This window comes from Veillonella parvula, from assembly GCF_024461875.1.
Lineage (GTDB): Bacteria > Bacillota > Negativicutes > Veillonellales > Veillonellaceae > Veillonella > Veillonella parvula_I.
Window position 1 is genome coordinate 1 of sequence record NZ_JANGAL010000005.1, and the last position, 22,856, is coordinate 22,856.

Annotated in this window: 3 protein-coding genes; all 3 read right to left on the reverse strand. The window is 39.4% G+C overall.

Going from position 1 to position 22,856, the window contains the following annotated elements:
* Positions 1-569 precede the first annotated feature (569 nt).
* The 3 genes from NE668_RS08045 to NE668_RS08055 all read right to left on the reverse strand — a co-directional run bounded on the left by NE668_RS08045 (position 570) and on the right by NE668_RS08055 (position 22,418).
* On the reverse strand, positions 570-1,319 hold the full coding sequence (locus NE668_RS08045) for a hypothetical protein (RefSeq protein ID WP_058948381.1): 750 nt from the start codon (positions 1,317-1,319) through the stop codon (positions 570-572).
* 90 nt (positions 1,320-1,409) lie between these two features.
* Positions 1,410-11,741 (reverse strand): ESPR-type extended signal peptide-containing protein, encoded by a 10,332-nt coding sequence (locus NE668_RS08050; RefSeq protein ID WP_227037159.1) that lies wholly within the window; start codon positions 11,739-11,741, stop codon positions 1,410-1,412.
* Between the two features lie 519 nt (positions 11,742-12,260).
* Positions 12,261-22,418 carry an ESPR-type extended signal peptide-containing protein gene (locus NE668_RS08055; protein WP_227037160.1) on the reverse strand — a complete coding sequence of 3,386 codons (10,158 nt, stop codon included), beginning with the start codon at positions 22,416-22,418 and terminating at the stop codon, positions 12,261-12,263.
* Between the last annotated feature and the right edge of the window lie 438 nt (positions 22,419-22,856).

Consider the following 22,856-nt stretch of genomic DNA (forward strand, 5'->3'; position numbering starts at 1 on the left):
CCTGAGCCAGGATCAAACTCTCCAAGATATCTTGAAGCTATTTGAATAGCTCATTATTTGTTGTCGCTACCATTAAGTAGCTTTGAATTATGGTTGGTTTTGACTGTGTCAAAACCCGCACTCTGGCATATGTTCAATCATTTTGATTGATTACCTATCATTGTTCAGTTTTCAAAGATCTGTGCCCCTTCATATGGGGTACTTGAATATAATAACATTTCCATATACTGATGTCAACAATATTTGGACAATTTTTACGACAAATTTCAGGAAAATTTTATTATTATTTTTGCACAATTTCACGGCCTAATTTTACAGATTTAAAACTTGAGTTATATTACTCTTTCAGACATATCATATAGGGAGAATTTAAAATAAAAAGAAGCCGCAACAAGAATACATCTATTGCATTCTGTTGCGACTTCTTGTCTATATGACAGTGTGTTAATAGAATCCCTTATTTGTGTCTCAACACTGTATATTAAAAACTTTTATATAAGGTTATTGTAACTGCACATTCCTTATAACAAAAGCTATACATATAATGTGATTATATATGTATTAGATGATTAGTTATCTGTCTGAATCGCTTCACGAAGGTTAATTTCGTGCATGTCTCCAACAGAAGGTTCTTCTGCAGACATATTTTTTACAGTTTGTTTTGTAGCAAACCAAACTGCTTCGTTCATGTAATAACGCAATTCTTCATTAGATACATGTTCTTGATCTTGAGCCATGATATCAAGCATAGCATCTTCCAATGCTTGTGCTTCTTCATCAGTCAAAGGACCGCCAACGGCCTTTTGTTTTTGAAGCAATTCATTCATGCGATCAACCATGCTGCGCAATACATTGTAACCATAGCTATTTGTGTAACCTTGGTCCTTATCATATTTAGGGAATGTGTAATAGCTATACTCGTTTTTATTACGGTTTTCACCATTCCAGTTCAATGCAGTTTCTTGGCCATGTACATAACCTAAAGAATGTTTACGGAAATAATCAGCATAGTTATGCTTATCTTTAGAATGTAACCATTTAGCTTCTTCTTTAGTTAACGCTTGATGATTATTCTTTTTGCTTTCAGCTAAAGCAATGTGTTTTTCCGCATTTTCCCATGCTTTCACAAATTCATGGATACTTTGCACTGCCTGAGGGCTAGCCACAGGAACCAATACAACAGAACCTGTTGTAGGCGCTTTAGCCGGATTTGGTAAAAGCAATGGATCATCAAATGTAGCAGATGCCGCATTAACATGGAATACGCCACTGCCGAATAATACTGCCGCTGTGAAAGCAAGCAAAGTGGATTTTTTCATTATATATTCCTCTTTTCTATCAACGAATTAAATCGGGTGAGAGGACCCCCAAAAGGGAATCCTCAACCCGTAATGTTCAGCATGAACGTATTATAAACCTAGTCTTGCCATCATTGCAGCAATATTAGCTTTCATTTGTTCATTTTCAGCTTTCAAATCAGCTACTTCACCTTTTAATCCTTGATTTTCAGCTTTCATTGCAGCAAGTTCACGTTGCATTGCATATGTAGAACTGATAGGTCCTTTACGATAACGATCTGCAGTTTCTGCTTCACCGTCTCTGTTGCCTACTTTCCAAGTTACACCAGCATTTGCCATCATATGGCTATTGCTACCCCCCCAAGCTACGCCAGCATGTAACATCATGGATTCATTTTTGTAATGAGCCACGCCTAATGCCAATGCGGAGTCACCACGGTAGTTACCATAACCTGCCATGATTTGAGTAGGTTCGTAAGGATCATAAGCCATAGGTTTCAATGCAGACAACGCGGAGGATAAAGCACCAACTTGACGAACTTCTTTTACAACATTATTCATGCTGTTTGCAACACGATTAAGTTGGGAACCATTAACAGCATCAGTAGAAGTGGAGCTAATTTCACCTGGTGCTACGTTAGTAATCTTATTACCACCGTTATTCAAACCAGAGCTTGTTAAGGATACGCTGCCACCACCATTATTTTTGATTGTGATACCATTACCGTTTGTTACAGTTGTATGACCGGAGTTATCCATAGTTGTAATGGAGTTGATACCAGTAATATCTTTTGCCAAACGAACATTCAAGCTGCCGTTGTTATCGGAAATAACACCGATATTGTTTGCAGAGGAAAGTTTGCTTTCATCAGTAACGCCACCTTTAACGGTTACTTTTTCACCTAAGTTACGATGGAATTCACCTTTGTCACCTGCAAAGTCTAAGCCAGCTTTCTTAAGGCCATCGATACCTTTTTTCAAGTCGCCGATGTTAGCACCATTTGTTAAGCTGCTGCTATTATCAGCAATATTGTTGATATCTTCGCCTTCGCCATAACCACTTGCCATGTTAACAACTTTATTGCCACCATTGTTCAAGCCGTCCTTAGTCAATGTTACTGCACCAGTACCATCTTTAGGGGACCCTTGACCTGCTGGAGGAGTAGTAATTGCAACACCGTTGCTGCTAACAGTAGTAGTTACTTTAGTACTACCCATGCCAGATGTAACAACCACACCATCTGCAGTTGTGCTTGTTCTCTTAGTCTTTTTGTCAGTAGTTACAACACCGTCAACAGTCAACTCAGTGGCCTTAGTTGGATTATCTACAAGTACACCTTTAGCTGTTGTTTGAGTTGTATTATTTTGACTATCAGATACTTTCACATTATCTGCAGTAAGAGTAGTCTTATTACCAAATGTATCAGTGCTTGTAACACCTCTACCGTTTGTTAAAGTGGAGTGTTGTTGATCGTCTGTAGTTGTAGTTACACTGCGTAAGTTCAAGTCTTTTTTGATATCTACAGTGTATGTTTTAGACTTATCTGCATTAACTGTAGTTTCTACAGTTGTATTGCCGCTATCGCCAGCTTTCACTGTCGTAGTTGCTGCCGCCATGCTGCTCTTCAACTGTTGAACGTTAACTGCATCTGTATCATTTACACCAGCTGCCACGTTAGTAATCTTTTGATTATTTGCGTTTAAGCCTTCGTTAGAAATGTATGTTTTACCACCTACAGATACACCTTTATTGTCAAGTACAACTTGTTTGTTTGGATCGGAACCAACGGTTACAGAGTCAAGACCTTTAAGGTTCTTAGCAAGTTTAACGTTCAAGTTACCGTTTTCATTAACTACGCCAATGTTACCATTTGAAAGTTTAGAAGCATCAGCTTCGCCACCTTTAAGTTCCAATGTTTGACCGAGGTCTTTATGGATAGCTTCACCGGAGTCGCCTTTGAAGTTCAAGCCTTTCTTAGTCAAGTCTTGAGTGTTCTTATCAATTTTATTATCTACAACTTTCAATTGATCTTCTGTTGCAGCTTGACCGTTAGTGATCTTATTAGGATCCCAAGTTCTGTTAGTCAAATCGTTAACAGTACCAGAACCACCGTTGATAGTTACCTTACCGGAGTTGATTGTACCGTTTGTACCATTGATAGTTACAGCATTAGCACCTTCGCCAGCTCTAATGATACCTGTTGTACCATCGAAATGAACTGATGTATTGCCGGAGCCCAATGTCACTGTGTCTTTCAAGTTTACAGTGTATGTTTTAGCTTTTGTAAGATCGTTGATTTCTTCTTCAACATGAATGTTCTTGCTACCTTTTACCTTAGTATCGGACGCAGCTTTTACTTCGTTCAATTGTTTAAGGTTAACAGCATCGCTATCTTCTGTACCAGCTTTAACATTTTTGATTTGTGTATTGTTTGCATTGAAGCCGTTGTTTGTAACAAATGTATTACCGCCAATTGTCAAACCATTATTGTTAATAGTTGTTTGACCCGTTGTTACGCTGTTCAAGCCTGTTAAATCTTTTGCAAGTTTAACATTCAACTTACCGTTTTCGGATACAACACCGATATTGTTGTCAGACAATTTAGCTTTATCAGTAATGCCACCTACAACATCCAATGTTTGACCAAGGTCTTTATGAATTAAATCACCAGAGTCAGCTTGGAAGTTCAAGCCCTTCTTAGTCAAGTCTTCAGTGTTCTTATCGATTTTGCTATCTACAACTTTCAATTGATCTTCTGTTGCAGCTTGACCACTTGTGATGTGTGCAGGATCCCAAGAAATGTTAGTCAAGTTGTTTACAGTACCGTTTGCACCGTTAACAAGAACTTTACCAGCATTGATGTTACCTGTTACGCCATCGATTGCTACTTTACCAGCGTTGATTGTGCTGTTTACGCCATTGATAGTCACTGCGTTAGCGCCTTCACCAGCTTTTACGATACCAGTTGTACCGTCGATGTTAACAGCTGTGTTACCGGAACCCAATGTTACAGTGTCTTTCAATGCAACTGTGTAAGTTTTAGCTTTTGTAGTTGGATCTACAGCTTCATCAACGTCGATGTTTTTGCTACCTTTTACTTTTGTATTAGATGCAGCTTTTACATCGTTCAATTGTTTAACATTTACAGCATCGTTATCTTCTACGCCAGCTGTTACGTTTTTGATTTGCGTATTGTTAGCGTTGAAGCCATTAGCTGTAACGAATTGTTTGTTGTTGATTGTCAAACCATCGTTGTTGATAGTTGTTTGACCAGTTGTTACGCTGTTCAAGCCTGTTAAATCTTTTGCAAGTTTAACATTCAACTTACCGTTTTCGGATACAACACCGATATTGCCGTCAGACAATTTAGCTTTATCAGAAATACCACCTACAACATCCAATGTTTGACCAAGGTCTTTATGAATTAATTCACCAGAGTCAGCTTGGAAGTTCAAGCCTTTCTTACTGTTGTCTGTAACTTTTTGATCTACAGATTGCAATTGATCTTCTGTTGCAGCTTGACCTTTAGTGATGTTATTAGGATCCCAAGTTCTGTTAGTCAAGTTGTTTACAGTACCATTTGCACCGTTAACTAGAACTTTGCCAGCATTGATGTTACCTGTTACACCATCGATCGCTACTTTACCAGCATTGATTGTGCTGTTTACGCCATTGATAGTCACTGCGTTAGCGCCTTCACCAGCTTTTACGATACCTTTTGTACCGTCGATGTTGACTGCATTATTACCGGAACCTAATGTTACAGTATCTTTCAATGCAACTGTGTAAGTTTTAGCTTTTGTTACATTATCTACAGTTTCATCAACATTGATGTTTTTGCTACCTTCTACTTTTGTATTAGATGCAGCTTTTACATCGTTCAATTGTTTAACATTTACAGCATCGTTATCTTCCACGCCAGCAGTTACGTTTTTGATTTGTGTATTGTTAGCATTGAAGCCATTATCTGTAACGAATTGTTTGTTATTGATTGTCAAGCCATCGTTGTTGATAGTTGTTTGACCTGTTGTTACACTGTTCAAGCCTGTTAAGTCTTTTGCAAGTTTAACATTCAACTTACCGTTTTCGGATACCACACCGATGTTGTTGTCAGACAATTTAGATTTTTCAGTAATGCCACCTACAACATCCAATGTTTGACCAAGATCTTTATGAATTAATTCGCCAGAATCAGCTTGGAAGTTCAAGCCTTTCTTAGTCAAGTCAGTGCTGTTGTCAGTGATTTTCTTATCAACAGATTTCAATTGATCTTCTGTTGCAGCTTGACCGCTTGTGAAGTTTTTGCCATCCCAAGTAATGTTTGTCAAGTTGTTTACAGTACCAGCAGTACCGTTAACAGTCACTTTACCAGAGTTGATAGTGCCATTTGTACCATTGATAGTCACAGCATTAGCACCGTCACCAGCTTTCACGATACCTGTAGTACCATTGATGTTGATTGCATTATTGCCAGAACCTAAAGTTACATTGTCTTTCAATGCTACTTTATAAGTTTTAGCGTGTGTATTAGGGTCTACTGTGGAATCAACATTGATGTTTTCGCTACCTTCTACTGTAGTGTTAGACGCATTTTTAACTTCGTTCAATTGATTCAAGTTAACTGCATCATTACCTTCAGTACCAGCTTTTACGTTTTTGATTTGTGTATTGTTAGCATCAAAGCCGTTAGCCGTAACGAATTTCTTACCACCAATTGTTAAACCTTCGTTATTAATTGTTGTAGCACCAGTTGTTACACTTGTTAAACCAGTCAACTCTTTAGCAAGTTTAACATTCAACTTACCGTTTTCAGATACCACGCCGATGTTATTGTCAGACAATTTAGCTTTATCGGAAGTACCACCTACAACATCTAATGTTTCGCCAAGATCTTTATGAATGCTTGTAGCGTCATCGCCTTTGAAGTTCAAGCCCTTCTTAGTCAAGTTACTACCATTGTCAGTAATTTTCTTATCAACAACTTTCAATTGATCTTCTGTTGCAGCTTGACCGCTTGTGATATGGTCAGCATCCCAAGTGATATTTGTTAAGTTGTTTACAGTACCTTTAGCACCATTAACAAGAACTTTACCGGAATTGATATTGCCTGTTGCACCGTTAATCGCTACGTTACCAGCATTAATTGTGCTGTTTGTACCGTTGATAGTCACAGCATTGTTGCCTTCGCCAGCTTTCACAATACCTTTTGTGCCGTCGATATTAACAGCAGTATTGCCAGAACCCAATGTTACTGTGTCTTGTAAACCAACTGTGTAAGTTTTAGCTTTAGTAAGTGGATCTTCAGAATCAGTTACATTGATGTTTTTGCCAGCTTTTACAACAGTTTTAGCTGCAGCTGCGTTGTTAGATACTTCTTTCAACTGTTTAAGGTTAACTGCGTGGTTATCCTCTGTACCAGCTTTCACGTTTGTAATTTGAGTATCGTTAGCATTGAAGCCGTTTTCTGTAACGAATTGTTTGTTGTTGATTTTCAAACCATCGTTATTGATAACAGTATTACCAGTTGTTACGCTGTTCAAGCCTGTCAAATCTTTAGCAAGTTTAACATTCAATACCCCGTTGTTATTAACTACGCCGATGTTATTTTCTGAAAGTTTGGATGCGTCAGCTTGACCGCCAGAGATTTTCAATGTTTGACCAAGGTCTTTATGAATTGCAGTACCTGCATCGCCTTGGAAATTCAAGCCTTTTTCTACGATTTCAGTTTTTGTAGTATCAATTTTATTGTCTACTACTTTTAATTGATCTTCTGTCGCAGCTTGACCATTAGTAATAGCATTAGGATTCCAAGTTCTGTTAGTCAATTCATTAACAGTACCTGTAGTACCATTAATAGTCACTTTACCGGAGTTGATAGTACCATTTGTGCCATTGATAGTCACAGCATTATCGCCAGTGCCGGCTTTCACGATACCTGTTGTACCGTTGATATTGATAGCTGTATTACCTGCGCCTAATGTTACTTCATCTTTCAAGCCTACAGTATATGTTTTAGCTTTAGTTACATTGTCGATGCTTTCATCAACTTTAATGTTTTTACCTTCAGCTACCTTTGTATTTGCTGCAGATGCACTGTTGGATACTTCTTTCAATTGTGCCAAGTTTACTGCATCGCTGTCGATTGTACCACGAGCAACGTTAGTAATCTTGTTACCACCATTATCCAAGCCTGTTTTAGTAAGGGATACAGATGCATTGTTTGTAGCGCCGTTGCTGATAGTTACACCGTTGGAAGTAACTTTTGTATCACCTACAGTTACGCTGTTCAAACCTTTAAGGTCTTTAGCCAAACGAACTTTCAAGTCGTTAGAGCCATCGGATACAACACCGATATTGTCTTCAGCAGTCAATTTGGATGCTTCTGTGATGCCACCTTTAACGTTTACTTGTTCACCAAGTTTTTTATTGATTACGTTACCGGAGTCAGCACCGAATTTCATGCCTTTATTGATCAATTCTTCTTTAGTCTTGAACAATTGGCTACCATTAATAGCATCTGTAGATGTAGCTGTTACAGCACCGTCTTTTACATTTGTAATAGTAGTGCCATTAGCGCCTTCCAATGTTACCTTAGTTTTATCAACAACACCGTTATTGATGTCATATTTAACAGCACGATCTGTCAATTTATCTACAGAAGTCTTGGATGCAATGTTATTGATTGTAACTTGCTCTTTAACGCCTGCATGGTTTTTATCCTCTACAGTCAAGGATACTTCACCATTGTCGTTTACCTTGTAGGAACCATCAGCACTGGAGTTTCTTACAAGACGATAGTCAGTTGCACTGCTACCTTGTTGAGTAATTTGCTCGCTAACTTTTTTCAACTGATCTTCAGTCGCTGCACGACCGGATACGATAGATGTGGAATCCCAGTTCTTATTGTCCAAGTTAGTTACATAATTACCAGTTTCGCTTGCATGTTTCGTATTTTGAACAGTTTGAGCGCCCATTACAACGCCACTAGCAGTTACTCTACCTGCTGTACCATCAAGAACTACTTGATTGTTACCGCTACCCAATGTCACTTTGTTGTTCAAACGAAGATCATATTTAGCACCTTCAGTGCTTGTAGCAGGAGTAGTTGTCAATTTGAGGTTATCATCGGAAACAGTAACTTTAGAATGTTTACCTGCTTCGATTTTCACATCATGTAATTGGCTACCGTTTACAGCATCTGTAGAAGTAGAAGATACTTCACCAGCTTTCAAGTTAGTAATTGTTGTACCGCCTTGGCCTTCCAAAGTAACCTTGTTTTTATTAACAGTAGTACCGTTAAGATCATATTTAACAGCGCGTTCTGTCAATTTATCCAATTCAGTTTTGGATGCGATGTTGTTGATTGTTACTGTATTAGCAGGGCTGTTAGGATGAGCTTCATCTTTAACTTTTAAATCAACCTTGTTGTTTTCTACAGAGTAAGAACCGTCTGCAGAGTTTGCATTGTTGATCAAACGGTAATCTGTTTTAGCCGCATTAGTAGTCTTAATTTCATCAGACACTTTTTTCAACTGATCTTCAGTTGCTGCACGACCAGATGTAATGGTAGGGTTTTGAACATTCCATTCTTTATTGTCCAAACCAGTTACATAGTTTTTATTGTCGCTATGTTTACCTACGCGAACAGAACCTGCAGTTACGCTGTTCAAACCTGTTAGGTCTTTTGCCAACTTAACATTTAGATTGCCGTCTTTAGCTACAACACCGATGTTGTTGTCAGACAAAGCACCTGTAGCGCCACCTGTAATACCTAAAGTATCGCCAAGTTGTTTGTTGATTTTAACATTGTTATCGCCTTGGAAGCTTAAGCCTTTAGCAATCTTGTTAGTGTTATTTGTGATATTAGTAGTATTGATATCTTGTTGCTCTTTAGAAGCAAGGTTCGTCAACTTAACTTGTCTAGGGTTGGAACCATCAGCATCAGCAACAGTCAATGTCATGCTACCATCAGCAGCTACTTTATATTCGCCATTGCTACCTGCTGCAGGGTTTGCAATCAAACGGTAGTCAGTTTTGGAAAGACCATTAGAGATTTTAGAAATATCAACATCGAATGTTTGATTGTCATTACGTGTCAATGTCAATCTCTTACCGTCATTGGATACTGTACCAGATGTAACATACGTGTTTTTCAAACCTGTTACTTCAGCAGTCAAGCCATTTGTACCGGTCATGTTAATCTTGCCATTACCGTTTGCTTCATACGTTGCAGAACCACGTTGCAAGTATTTATCGTATTTTGCAGCAATACGAGAAATATCACCGATATTAGCCGCATTTGTTAATGTATCACCGCCAGATTGTACATTGGTAATTTGATAACCACCAGCATTGATACCGGTTTTGCTCATAGATACGATACCAGTTGTAACGGAGTTGAAGTTTGCATTATCAACTGTTGCAACCGTAACATTGTCTCCAGAGCCTTCTAATTTAATATTTTTACCAGCGTTAAAGTTCACTGTACGGTTTGGAGCTTTTACATCTTTAACCTTTTGGCCATTAACTTGAAGTTCCCAACCAGAATTTGCGGATTTGATAGCTTCATGAATAGTGTTTTTACCTGTATCACCAATATTAGTCATGGTGATAGAGCCGTTTTGGTCAACCTGAGCATTGCCGCCTAAGATATTCTTAGTGCTGTTAGCTACATTACCTACTGCATTAGCAACGCCATATAATTGGCTACCATTAATAGCATCTGTAGATTGTGCACTTACACGACCAGCAGCAACGTTTGTAATTGTACGTTTTGTAGAAGTATTACCTACGCTAACTGTGGAATCAGCAGTACCACCTGCATAGTTGTATTTTAAACCATTAATAGTTTCACTAGCTGTGCTTACAGGGGCAGCTGTTGCAGAATTAGCACCTAATGCAACGCCACGAACATTATTTACTGTTGCTTTGCTACCGAGAGCTAAGCCTTCGTTTTCTTGTACACTTGCTTCGCTACCGATTGCTACTGCATCAGTTACTTCTTTTTGAGCTTTAAGTTTAGTGATTAATTCAGGATTATCTTTGTAAACGCTACGATCACGTACACGTTCTAATGTACCAGCTTGAGCGCTTACGCCCAATGCGATGGAACGGGAGCCAGTTGCTTGTGCATCATCACCGATAGCCACAACATTTTTCTTGTCTCCATCTTGAGTACTCAAAGCACTCGCTTCACGACCCATAGCAATAGAGCCGTAACCTTCAGAATGAGCATTGTTACCGATAGCTGTGGAACGTTCACCTAATGCCCATGCCGCATTACCTGCAGCCACAGAAGATCCGCCCAATGCATATGTATCATTACCAAGAGCAACGCCGGAACCACCATGAGCACGTGCAGAGTTACCTACAGCAACGGAATTATTTACTTTGTATTGAGGATCATTTTGAATGCCGGATTCAGCATTATTACCGATAGCGATGCCGTCTTTGGCACGAGTTTGCGCATTGTTACCAAGAGCAACCGCATTATCACGATAATGTGCTGCACCGTTACCAATAGCTACACCTTGTATTCCCTGAGAAAGAGCATTACTGCCGATAGCTATGCCGTGAGTATAATTCTCGCCTTTATAATTTGTGCCTGCTACTACATTAGCACCTGTACCCATAGCTATGCTATCTACGGTATTTGATTTAGCACCTTGACCGATAGCAATAGAACGAGCTGCATTAGCTTGAGTATTAGTAGTTCCGTCATATGCTGTATACGGTGTACCTTTATCATCCTTCATTGGTGTTGGATTTGCAGAGCCAATAGCAATAGATTGATCACCTGTTGCTAATGCGGAGTGACCCATAGCCAAGCTCGCTTTACCTTGTGCAGATGCTGCCGTACCAATAGCTGCCGCATATTGTTCACCTGCATAGGCTTGACGCATCATCGCCAAAGAGTTAAAGCCTTTTGCCTTCGCAGCAGAGCCAACAGCAATAGCACCGATTTGTTCAGATTGAGCATAGTGGCCTAAACCGATACCCAACGCACGAGATTGGGAATAGTCACCGATAGAAATACCAGACACAGAACCATCATTAGCACGGGCATTCGCATTGTTACCGATTTGGATGCCAAACACCTTATTATTTGTATATAAATATCCTTGTCCTGGATTCCCCGGTGTTTTGTAATCATACATTTGAATATAAGGAGAATTTTGGCTAGGATATAAATATGTAAACCCACCATCATTAGGACCTTCACCAGGAGCCAAAGAAAGGCCTCTGTTAGGCGCTGCATCAACACCCGAAATCAACCCACTACCGCAGGTTAAAACCATAGCCGCCAAGCCAACTTTTACCGAAGCTTTAGCGGAATTACTAACAAAGCTTTTGGAGCCACGAGTATGGCTTTTTGCGATTTCAGATACAACGACATATGCGCCCCGTACCTGACTCCAAATTACCCTATAAATACGATTCATTTAGTAGTACCTACCTTTCACACAGTTTTATAAGGGATTCTAAAACCAACACTAAAACACTAAAAATAATAAAATTTTCATCAAAAATTTAATTACTATACATATAAAATATCAGATTAGTTTATGAATGTAAATATATTTTTTTCACATTTCGCTCATTTATTTTCAGAACTTTAAACTTCTTTTAAAAATTGATTTTCTTATTCATTTAAATATATTTTCAATCATAAAAACCCTTGCTACAATGGGCCAAACAACACTTATAATCTAAAACTAATGATTTTATAGTAAATTAATCATATTCATAATTTTCGATTAAAATTATATGTTCTGTATTATACACTATTATGAAAGGTTTGTGAAGCCAAATACAAAAAAAGAACGAAAGTCTTTTCACAGTAGACTTTCGTTCTTTCATTTTATATACCATATAGGGTTAAAATCATCTAATCTTCATGGGTATTTTCTGGTACATCAACAAATTTTTATCACATGAATATAAAATGAAATCTATATGATTTACATACCTAAACGACTCATAATAAGAGCTAATTGTCGTTTAGTTTCTTCGTTATCTTTCTGTAGACGAAGGTTGTCTTCTTTCAATGCCGCATAGTCTGCAGTTAATTTTTCATCCTGCGCTTTCATGCGTGCATTTTCAGCTTTCAAAGCAGTCATTTCATCCTGCATTACGTACATAGAGCTGATAGGACCGCCCTTGTAGCGCTCAGGAATAGCCTTCTTCTCATCAGAAGAACCGAATTTACGAGTTACACCGGCATTCACCATATTATGACGACTACCAACAGATACGCCTGCATGGAACATAGTATCTTCCGATGTGTAGTGAGCAACACCTAACGCCGCTGCGGTTTCACCTCTGTAATTGCCGATACCAGCCATCACTTGAGTTGGTTCTAACGGATCATATTGAATCGGTTTCAACGCAGACATAGCTGCCGCATGAGCACCTACACGTTGCGTTTCGCCCGCTACGGAATTAATAGCATTAGCCATTCCCTCCGTAACTCCCTTCAATTGATTTACGTTAACCGCATCCGTGCCGTTTACACCAGGGCCTACATTACTAATTGTTTTACCACCGTTATTCAATCCATCTTTAGTAAGGCTTACGGTGTTACCACTAGCAGGAGTAATGGTTATGCCACTGCCGTTTACAACCGTAGAGTTACCTCCAGCATCCTTAGTAGTTACAGATGTAAGACCTTTCAAATCTTTCGCCATACGAACTTTAAGATTAGTGCCGTCAGATACGACGCCTACATTATCTTCTGTAGTCAACTTGTTAGCATCAGTAATGCCACCGACTACGTTTATCTGTTCGTTAAGCTTTTTGTTAATCACATTACCGGAATCGCCACCGTATTTCATACCATCGTCTTTGGTTGCCACTTGATGTGTCTTGCCCTGTTCATCTTGGTACTTAATACGAGTAATAGCATTGCCTCCGAGATCAGAATCACCCTTATCAGCAGTTATATCCGCATTGCGACCATCTTTGCCAGTTAAACCGATGTGACCAACGCCGTCTTTGCCCGACATAGATACAGCATCTTTACCGTCTTTACCTGTAACAGCTACTTTGCCGTCTGTACCATTCGCAGCGTCTGGACCTGTAATGGAAACGCCATCTTGACCATTTTTGCCGACTTTCACCTTATCAGTATTGACCGTATCAGCAGTAACTGTTTTGGTAGTAATACTGTCGGTCTTAAGATTCTTAGCCATTTTAATAGTAACATTACCATTTTCGGCTACTGTTTTGATATTTTCGCCGGAATAATCGCTATCGGCCCCTTGTCCTTCACCTTTGATGGTAACCTTTTGACCTAAATCACGGTGGAAATCACCTGTATTACCGGCAAAATCCATGCCTTTCTTCGTAATGTCATCACCTAAATTATTAATCTTATTATCCAAGGCTTTATGGGACTTCTGCAATTGATCTTCTGTAGCAGCACGACCACTTGTGATGTTGTTAGGATCCCAATCTTTGTTTTCCAAACCTGTCACATGACCGTCCTTGCCATCAACAGAGACCTTACCTGCTGCAATCTTACCATCTTTACCATCAATAGTTACCTTGTCGCCAGCCTTAATTGTACCGTTTGTACCGTCAATCGCCACATTACCAGCCTTGATTGTGCCCTTATCACCATCGATTTCAACTTTATCACCGGCGTTAATGGTGCCTTTATTGCCGTCGATTGTAACCTTGTCACCGGCTTTGATCGTACCTGTTGTACCATCCATCGCAATTTGTTTCGTAGCATCAGTTCCCATTGTTATTTGGTCTTTGAGGCCTACTTTGTAATTTGTAGAGCCATCACCATTAGTGATCTTATCAACTTTGATATTATTACCTTCTGTTACGATTGCCGTAGCAGCGGCAGCGGCTTTATCCAATTGAGATTTATTAACCGCATCCTTAGGATTTGTACCGTCGGCTACATTCGTAATCTTCTTATTAGACGCATCGATACCATCCTTCGTCATGGATGGACCGTTGGTAATCTTTACGCCGTCTTTTGTAACAGCAGTCAACGGATTGCCATCCTTATCTTGAATGGTCATACCTTCACCATTTACAACGGTTTTACCGTTTGCACCATTAGTACCATTGTTGAAAGTTATGGAATCTAGACCTTTCAGATTTTTTGCCAAACGAACATTAAGGATATTATTTTTACTAATAACACCAATATTATTTTCGGTCAACTCATCTTCATTGGTGACACCGCCCTTAATGTCCAATTGTTCATTAAGTTTCTTCTTGATGGTAGTGCCGGAGTCGCCACCGTATGCCATGCCATCATCTTTGGTTGCCACTTCATGGGTTGCACCATTTTCATCTTTGTATTTAATGCGCGTGATTTCATTTCCATTGAGATTAGCAGCACCTTTTTCAGCAGTAATATCCGCACTTTTACCGTCTTTACCGCTTAATCCGATGTGACCAACACCGTCTTTACCCGACATGGACACTACATCCTTGCCGTTTTTATCTGTAACAGCTACTTTACCGTCGGTGCCATTCGCCGCATCTGGACCTGTGAGAGATACGCCAGCCTTATCATCTTTTCCGACTTTCACAGATTCAGCCTTAAGGTTTTTGTTCATTTTTACATCAATTGTTGTATTACCTGTTGCTGCATCTTGTTTGATGAAAGTCTTAATATTATCACCGCTATAGTCGGTATCAGCAGCATTGCCTTCACCTTGAACAGTGATAGTAGAGCCTAATTTATTAGTTTGTACACCGCCTACATTGGCATTGAATTTAAGACCTGTATCAGTTTGACCTGCCAAGGCTTGTTTCAATTGGTCCTCTGTTGCAGCACGACCAGATACGACATTACCTGCATCCCAAGTCTTATTATCAAGACCTGTTATATAGTTGCCCGTATTAGCAGGATTCGCACCATCGGACTGTTTACCCATTGTCACATCGCCGGCTTTCACAGTTTCCGTAGCCGTAACAGATGTAACATTAAGATCTTTCTTCAACTTAAGACCGATTTTCGTATCTTCACCGGTTTGCGTGATTTCTGTCGTAATATTGTCGTCGCCGTTTACTGTTACCTTAGAGCCTAGCTTGTTCGTTTTTTCATCGTTATTATCAGCATTAAAACGAAGGCCTTTATTGGTAAGTTCAGTCTTAGCGTCATTAATATTATTGTTGAGTTCAGTTTTGGTATCACTAATATTTTTATTCAACTCGGTCTTAGTATCGCTAATATTTTTATTTAATTCAGCCTTGGTATCACCAATATTTTTATTCAACTCGGTCTTAGCATCACTAATGTTTTTATTTAACTCAGATTTAGCGTCATGCAATTGACCGCCGTTAACCGCATCTTTAGAATTAGCAGCAATATTACCATCAGCAACATTGGTAATCTTTTGGTCGTTTGCATTGATGCCATTTGGAGATACATAAGTCTTATTGCCTACTGTTAAACCACCACTATTAATGGTTGTACCACCAGCTGTTACGCTGTCCAAACCAGTCAATGTTTTAGCTAACTTCACATTTAGTGTGCCTGTGCCATCAGATACAACGCCAATATTATTATCCGTTAAATCTGTAGCCGTAGCTCCGCCTTTGATGGCAACAGTACCACCTAACTTCTTGTTAATAGTCGTACCAGAGTCACCGTCAAAGTTCAAGCCTTTATCCACTTCGGATTTAGATGCCACATCTTTAATCGTTACGGTTTTTGTTTGAGCAGCCGGATGGTTCTTATCTTGGACTGTCAATGCTACGTCACCATTAGCATCTACAGTGTAGTCACCATTGGAACCTGCCGTAGGATTTGCAACGAGACTGAAGTCCGTTGCACTAGCACCTTGTTTCTTAACTTCGTCACTAACTGTTTTCAATTGGTCTTCCGTTGCTGCACGGCCGGATGCAATTGTAGGGTTATCAATACTCCAAGCCTTATTATCAAGACCAGTTACATAGTTGCCCGTATTACCAGGGGTTGCACCATCGGACTGTTTACCCATGGTTACAGTGCCGGCTTTCACAGTTTCCGCTGCAGTAACAGAAGTAACATTAAGATCTTTCTTCAATTTGAGGCCGATCTTCGTGTCGTCACCAGTTTGACTAATTTCCGTCGTAATATTGTCGTCGCCATTTACTGTTACCTTGGAGCCTAGCTTATTCGTTTTTTCGTCATTATTATCCGCATTAAAACGAAGGCCTTTATTGGTAAGCTCAGTCTTAGCATCATTAATATTATTATTAAGTTCGGTTTTAGTGTCACCAATTTTTTTGTTGAGCTCAATTTTAGTGTCATGTAATTGACCGCCGTTAACCGCATCTTTGGAATTAGCAGCAATATTACCATCAGCAACATTGGTAATCTTTTGGTCGTTCGCATTGATGCCGTTTGGAGATACATAGGTCTTATTACCTACTGTTAAACCACCAGCATTAATAGTTGTACCACTCGCTGTTACACTGTCCAAACCGGTTAATGTTTTTGCTAACTTCACGTTTAGTGTACCTGTGCCGTCAGATACAACACCAATATTATTATCTGTTAAATCTGCAGCTGCAGCTCCGCCTTTAATGGCAACAGTACCACCTAGCTTCTTGTTGATAGTTGTGCCAGAGTCACCGTCAAAGTTCAAGCCTTTATCCACTTCGGATTTAGATGCCACATCTTTAATCGTTACGGTTTTTGTTTGAGCCGGATGGTTCTTATCTTGGACTGTCAATGATACATCACCGTTGGCATCTACAGTATAGTCACCATTGGATCCCGCCGTAGGATTTGCAACGAGACTGAAGTCCGTTGCACTAGCACCTTGAGTTTTGATAGCTTCAGTAACTGTCTTCAATTGATCTTCTGTTGCAGCACGGCCGGATGCAATTGTAGGGTTATCAATACTCCAAGCCTTATTATCAAGACCAGTTATGTAGTTGCCCATATTAGCAGGGGTTACACCATCGGATTGTTTACCCATAGTTACAGTGCCGGCTTTCACAGTTTCCGTAGCAGCAACAGATGTAACATTAAGATTTTTCTTCAATTTAAGACCAATCTTCGTATCGTCACCGGTTTGACTAATTTCCGTCGTAATATTATCGTCGCCGTTTACGGTTACCTTAGAGCCTAGCTTATTCGTTTTTTCGTCGTCATTATCCGCATTGAAACGAAGGCCTTTGTTGGTAAGTTCAGTTTTAGCGTCACCAATATTTTTATTCAACTCAGTCTTAGCATCGCTAATATTTTTATTTAACTCAGTTTTAGTGTCATGCAATTGACTGCCGTTCACCGCATCTTTGGAGTTAGCCGCCACATCGCCATTAGCAACATTGGTAATCTTTTGATCATTCGCATTGATGCCATTTGAAGATACATAATTCTTACCGCCTACGGTCAAACCACCACTATTGATGATTGTGCCACCAGCTGTTACGCTGTCCAAACCAGTTAATGTTTTAGCTAACTTCACGTTTAACGTACTGCCATCAGATACGACACCAATATTATTGTCCGTCAAGTTAGCAGCCGCTGCACCGCCCTTGATGCTAAGCTTATCACCCAACTGTTTGTTAATTACAGCGCCGCTATCTCCATCAAAATTAAGACCTTTAGCAATAGTCGTATTGATGGCAGAAATAGCATTTCTATTAGTCGTAATATCTTGCGTATTTTGAGCAATATTTTGTTTATTTTGTGCAATATCAGTCTTATTTTTGCCAATATCAGTCGCATTTTGAGCAATGTCAGTTGTGTTTTGAGCTATTTTATCCTTGTTTGTATTAACTTGCGTATTAACAGATTTCAACTGATCTTCCGTTGCAGCACGACCAGTTACGGCTTGTGGATTATCTACATCCCAAGCAGTATTGGTAAGACCAGTTACCGTGCCTGCAGTACCATCCACAGATACAGGATTAGCAGTTCCTAAGGTGATTTTGTCGCCTAGTCCGATTGTAAATTCCTTACCACCGGCTGCATTTGTTCCTTCTTCTACAGTGATATTGCTGTTTTTAGCTTTCACAGTACTTGCCTTAGCGGTTCCACCAATAGCATCCTGCAACTGACTGAAGTTAACCGCATCAGTAGGGTCCGTGCCTTTTGCAAGGCCAGTAATCTTTTGATTATTTGCATTGATACCGCTCGGCGTTACATAGGTCTTGCCACCTACGGTCAAACCACTGCTATTGATTGTTGTTCCGCCAGCTGTTACGCTATCCAAACCGGTTAATGTTTTAGCTAATTTCACATTTAATGTGCTGCCATCAGACACGACACCGATATTATTGTCCGTAAGATCCGCCGTAGCACCACCTTTAATGGTAACAGTGTCGCCCAATTTTTTATTAATCGCAGCACCGCTATCGCCGTTAAAGTTTAACCCTTTATTGATATTGGTTACATTTGTATTGACCTTATCATTAACGGATTTCAACTGATCTTCTGTTGCAGCACGACCACTTACAGCTTGAGGATTATCCGCGTTCCAAGACTTATTATCGAGCCCTGTCACAAAGTTACCGTTCGCACCGCCAGCACCACCAGCTTGTTTGCCCATAGTCACAGTGCCAGCTTTCACAGTATCAGCGGCAGTAATAGTAGTAACATTGAGATCTTTCTTTAATTTAAGACCGATCTTAGTATCGTCACCAGTTTGACTGATTTCTGTTGTGATATTATCATCACCATTTACCGTTACCTTAGAACCTAGTTTATTTGTCTTAGTTCCGCCTGTGTCCGCATCAAACTTGAGTCCTGTATTAATCACATCATTCTTCGCGGTCGATATATTATTGTTTAGCTCTGTTTTAGCATTATCTATATTGCCGTTCAGTTCAGTTTTAGCGTCATTAATATTTTTATTGAGTTCAGTTTTGGCATCACCGATATTCTTATTTAATTCAGTTTTAGCATCATTAATACTGTTATTTAATTCGGTTTTAGCCGCATGAAGTTGACCGCCGTTAACCGCCTCTTTGGAGTTAGCCGCTACGTCACCATCAGCAACATTAGTTATTTTCTTGTCATTCGCATTGATGCCGTTCGGTGTTACATAGGTCTTGCCGCCTACGGTTAAGCCCCCATTATTGATAGTTGTACCACCAGCTGTCACACTGTCCAAACCGGTTAATGTTTTAGCTAGTTTTACATTTAATGTGCTGCCATCAGATACGACACCGATATTATTGTCCGTCAAGTTCGCAGCCGCAGCACCACCTTTGATGCTAAGTTTATCGCCCAATTGTTTGTTAATTACAGCACCACTATCTCCATCAAAGTTAAGGCCTTTAGCGATAGTTGTATTGATGGTAGAGATAGCATTCTTATTAGTTGTAATATCTTGTGTATTTTGAGCGATATTTTGTTTATTTTTTGCAATATCAGTCGTGTTCTTACCAATATCGGTTGTATTTTTAGCTATATCTGTGGTGTTTTTAGCTATATCTTGCTTATTCTTACCAATATCAGTGGTATTTTGAGCAATGTCAGTTGTGTTTTGCTCTATTTTATCCTTATTTGTGTTAACTTGCGTATTAACAGTTTTCAACTGATCTTCCGTTGCAGCACGACCGGTTACGGCTTGTGGATTATTTACATTCCAAGCTGTATTAGTAAGACCTGTTACAGTTCCAGCAGTTCCATCCACATTTACAGGATGTGCTGTACCTACCGAAAGTTTATTACCTAATCCAACAGTGAATTCCTTACCACCATTCGCATTGGTACCTTCTGTTACGGTTACGTTCGCGTCTTTCCCTTTTACCGTAGTGGCCTTAGCAGTACCACCGATAGCATTTTGCAATTGACTGAAATTAACTGCATCATCAGGCGCTGTACCATTAGCTACACCTGTAATCTTTTGATTATTAGCATTGATGCCATTTGGTGTTATATAGGTTCTAGCACCTACACTTAAGCCATTTTTACTAATCGTAGTGTTTCCTGCATTAACGCTATCCAAGCCTGTTAAATATTTTGCCAATTTTACATTCAATCTGCCGGTACCATCGGATACAACACCAATATTATTATCGGATAATGCCCCTGTAGCACCGCCTTTAACGACTAGAGTATCGCCTAATTTTCTCTTAATCGTAGCCCCTGTATCGCCGTTGAAATTGAGTCCTTTTTCAAGAGTATTATTAATAGTATTAATATCATTCTTATTAGTAGTGATATCACCTGTATTTTTTGTGATATCTCGTGCATTATTACCGATACGGCTTGAGTTATCTGAAATGCTCTGCGCATTTCGATTAATAAAATACTGATTAGAATTAACTTTCTCATTAACCCGCTTTAACTGATCTTCCGTAGCAGCACGACCAGATACAGGTGTAGGGTTATTTAAATCCCAATTTTTATTTGTAAGACCGGTTATATGTCCATTAGAACCATCTACTGTTACCGGATATGATGCATTTCGACCTACAACGATTGTACTATTTAACCCGACGGTATATTCCTTACCGCCATATGCATTAGTACCTTCTAATATTCTTATGTTCGGATCTTGTTCTTTCACCGTAGTCAATTTAGGAATACGATTAGCCACATCTTGTAATTGACTATAGTTAACTGCATCACTGCCGCCATTCCCAGGTGCAACACCGGAAATTTTTTGATTATTAGCATAAATACCGCTTGAGGACACATAGAGTTTATTGCCTACAGACAACCCTCTATTATCAATCGTGGTGTTTCCTGTTGTCACGCTGTCCAAACCAGTTACTTTTTTAGCCAATTTTACATTTAATGTGCCGTTAGCTTCTGCCTGAACACCGATGTTACCGTCAGACATAGCACCTCTAGCACCACCTTTAATAACCGTCGTTTGACCTAACTGTCTATTAAATGCAGTACCGGTATCTCCATCAAATCCCAGACCTTTATCGATATTGTCTTTATTATATCTAATAGCATCATGGATTGTGCTTTTACCTGTAAGACCAATATTGCTCATCGTCAACTTACCGGTATCAGGATCGAGAGCCGCATTACCACCAAGGATATTTTTAGTTGTAGTGGCTAAATTTCCCAAACTATTTGCGACACCAAACAATTGACTACCGTTAATAGCATCTGTAGACGAAGCGTTCATACGCCCTGCTGCCACATTTGTAATCGTACGTTTTACCGTATCATTACCGATACTTACGGTAGAATCCGCCGTTCCCCCCGCTAAATTCTTAAACCACAAACCGTTTACATACTGATTTGGGGTACTTACTGTGTTATCAGTTTTAGAATTTGCACCTAATGCAACTGAGCGTTCATGTCCGGCATTAGCGGACACACCTAAAGCCATAGAATTTGTTTTCTCTGCTTTACTGCTCAAACCTAACGCCACAGAGCCTTCTGCTCCTGTAGACGTGGAAGAATTAACCCCTAAAGCTAAAGAATTCCCACCGGATGCGACTGAGCCTTCACCGGCCGCAATATCGGCATAACCGTTGGCTGTACTAGCCCAGCCAAGTGCCGTGGAGTGAGATCCATTAGTAGTAGAATTTGTACCTAAAGCGGAAGATCCTTGTTTAAATGCTCTAGCACCATTACCGATAGCTACCGCCCAGTCAGCTCGCGATTGTGACCCATTCCCCATCGATATGGCACCGCCACCACCGGCTTTAGCATCATTACCAAAAGCCATGGAGGATCCTCCCCAGGCGCGCGCATTTGTACCAAATGCCTGATCATTATCTTTTCCTACAAGTTGATCAGCATCATTATATCCAGCCCGGGAATTATTACCTAGAGCAAATCCATTTTTTGAAAATGATTTAGTCAAATTCCCTATTGCTACACCATTATCAGCCGAGACTGTCGCTGTTCTACCTATTGCAACGCCTTGCACATAACCACTACTAACAGTGGCCCCTGTACCCACAGCCACACTGTTATCTGCCTTTGCTATACTATTATCACCTATCGCTACAGTACCCTCTTTAGCTTGGGCATTATCACCCCATTTTAGTGTAGATGCCTGCGCTTCAGTTGGTATAATCCCTCCTGCTAACATAACAGTACAGATAGAAATACCAATCATCTTGACAAATACCGATGTCATTGTCGAGCGTTTCGACATATTTTTCGCTGTTTCAGCTACAACGACATAACATCCCTTTGTACGACTCCAGATTACTTTAAAAATTCGGTTCATCTCGTCTTACTCCTTGCATAAAACTATCAAATTATATGAATATAATAAAATATTTTATAACTATTTTAAAAAGTAATAATACAGTTAATATATGGCTATTTACCGATGCATATCATATTAAACATATCATATTCTATACTAAAAGTAAAAAAATTTTCACTCTACACCACTTCTAAATCATAAATATTTATGAATATACAAAAACCCCGTCATATACCTTATGAATATGCTAAATGTACTAATTTTTTCGCATAAAATTAACTTCATGAAAAAAATGTATTTTACCTTAGTAAACTATTATGATCCAATTATTACTCACCTATTTTAATTACATTACAAGTTAACCATGACATATATATGTTTATAACAGCCATTTAAACTATTTTTTTGTATAAAAAAAGGCGCCAAAAGCATTTCGCTTTTGGCGCCTTTTATAAG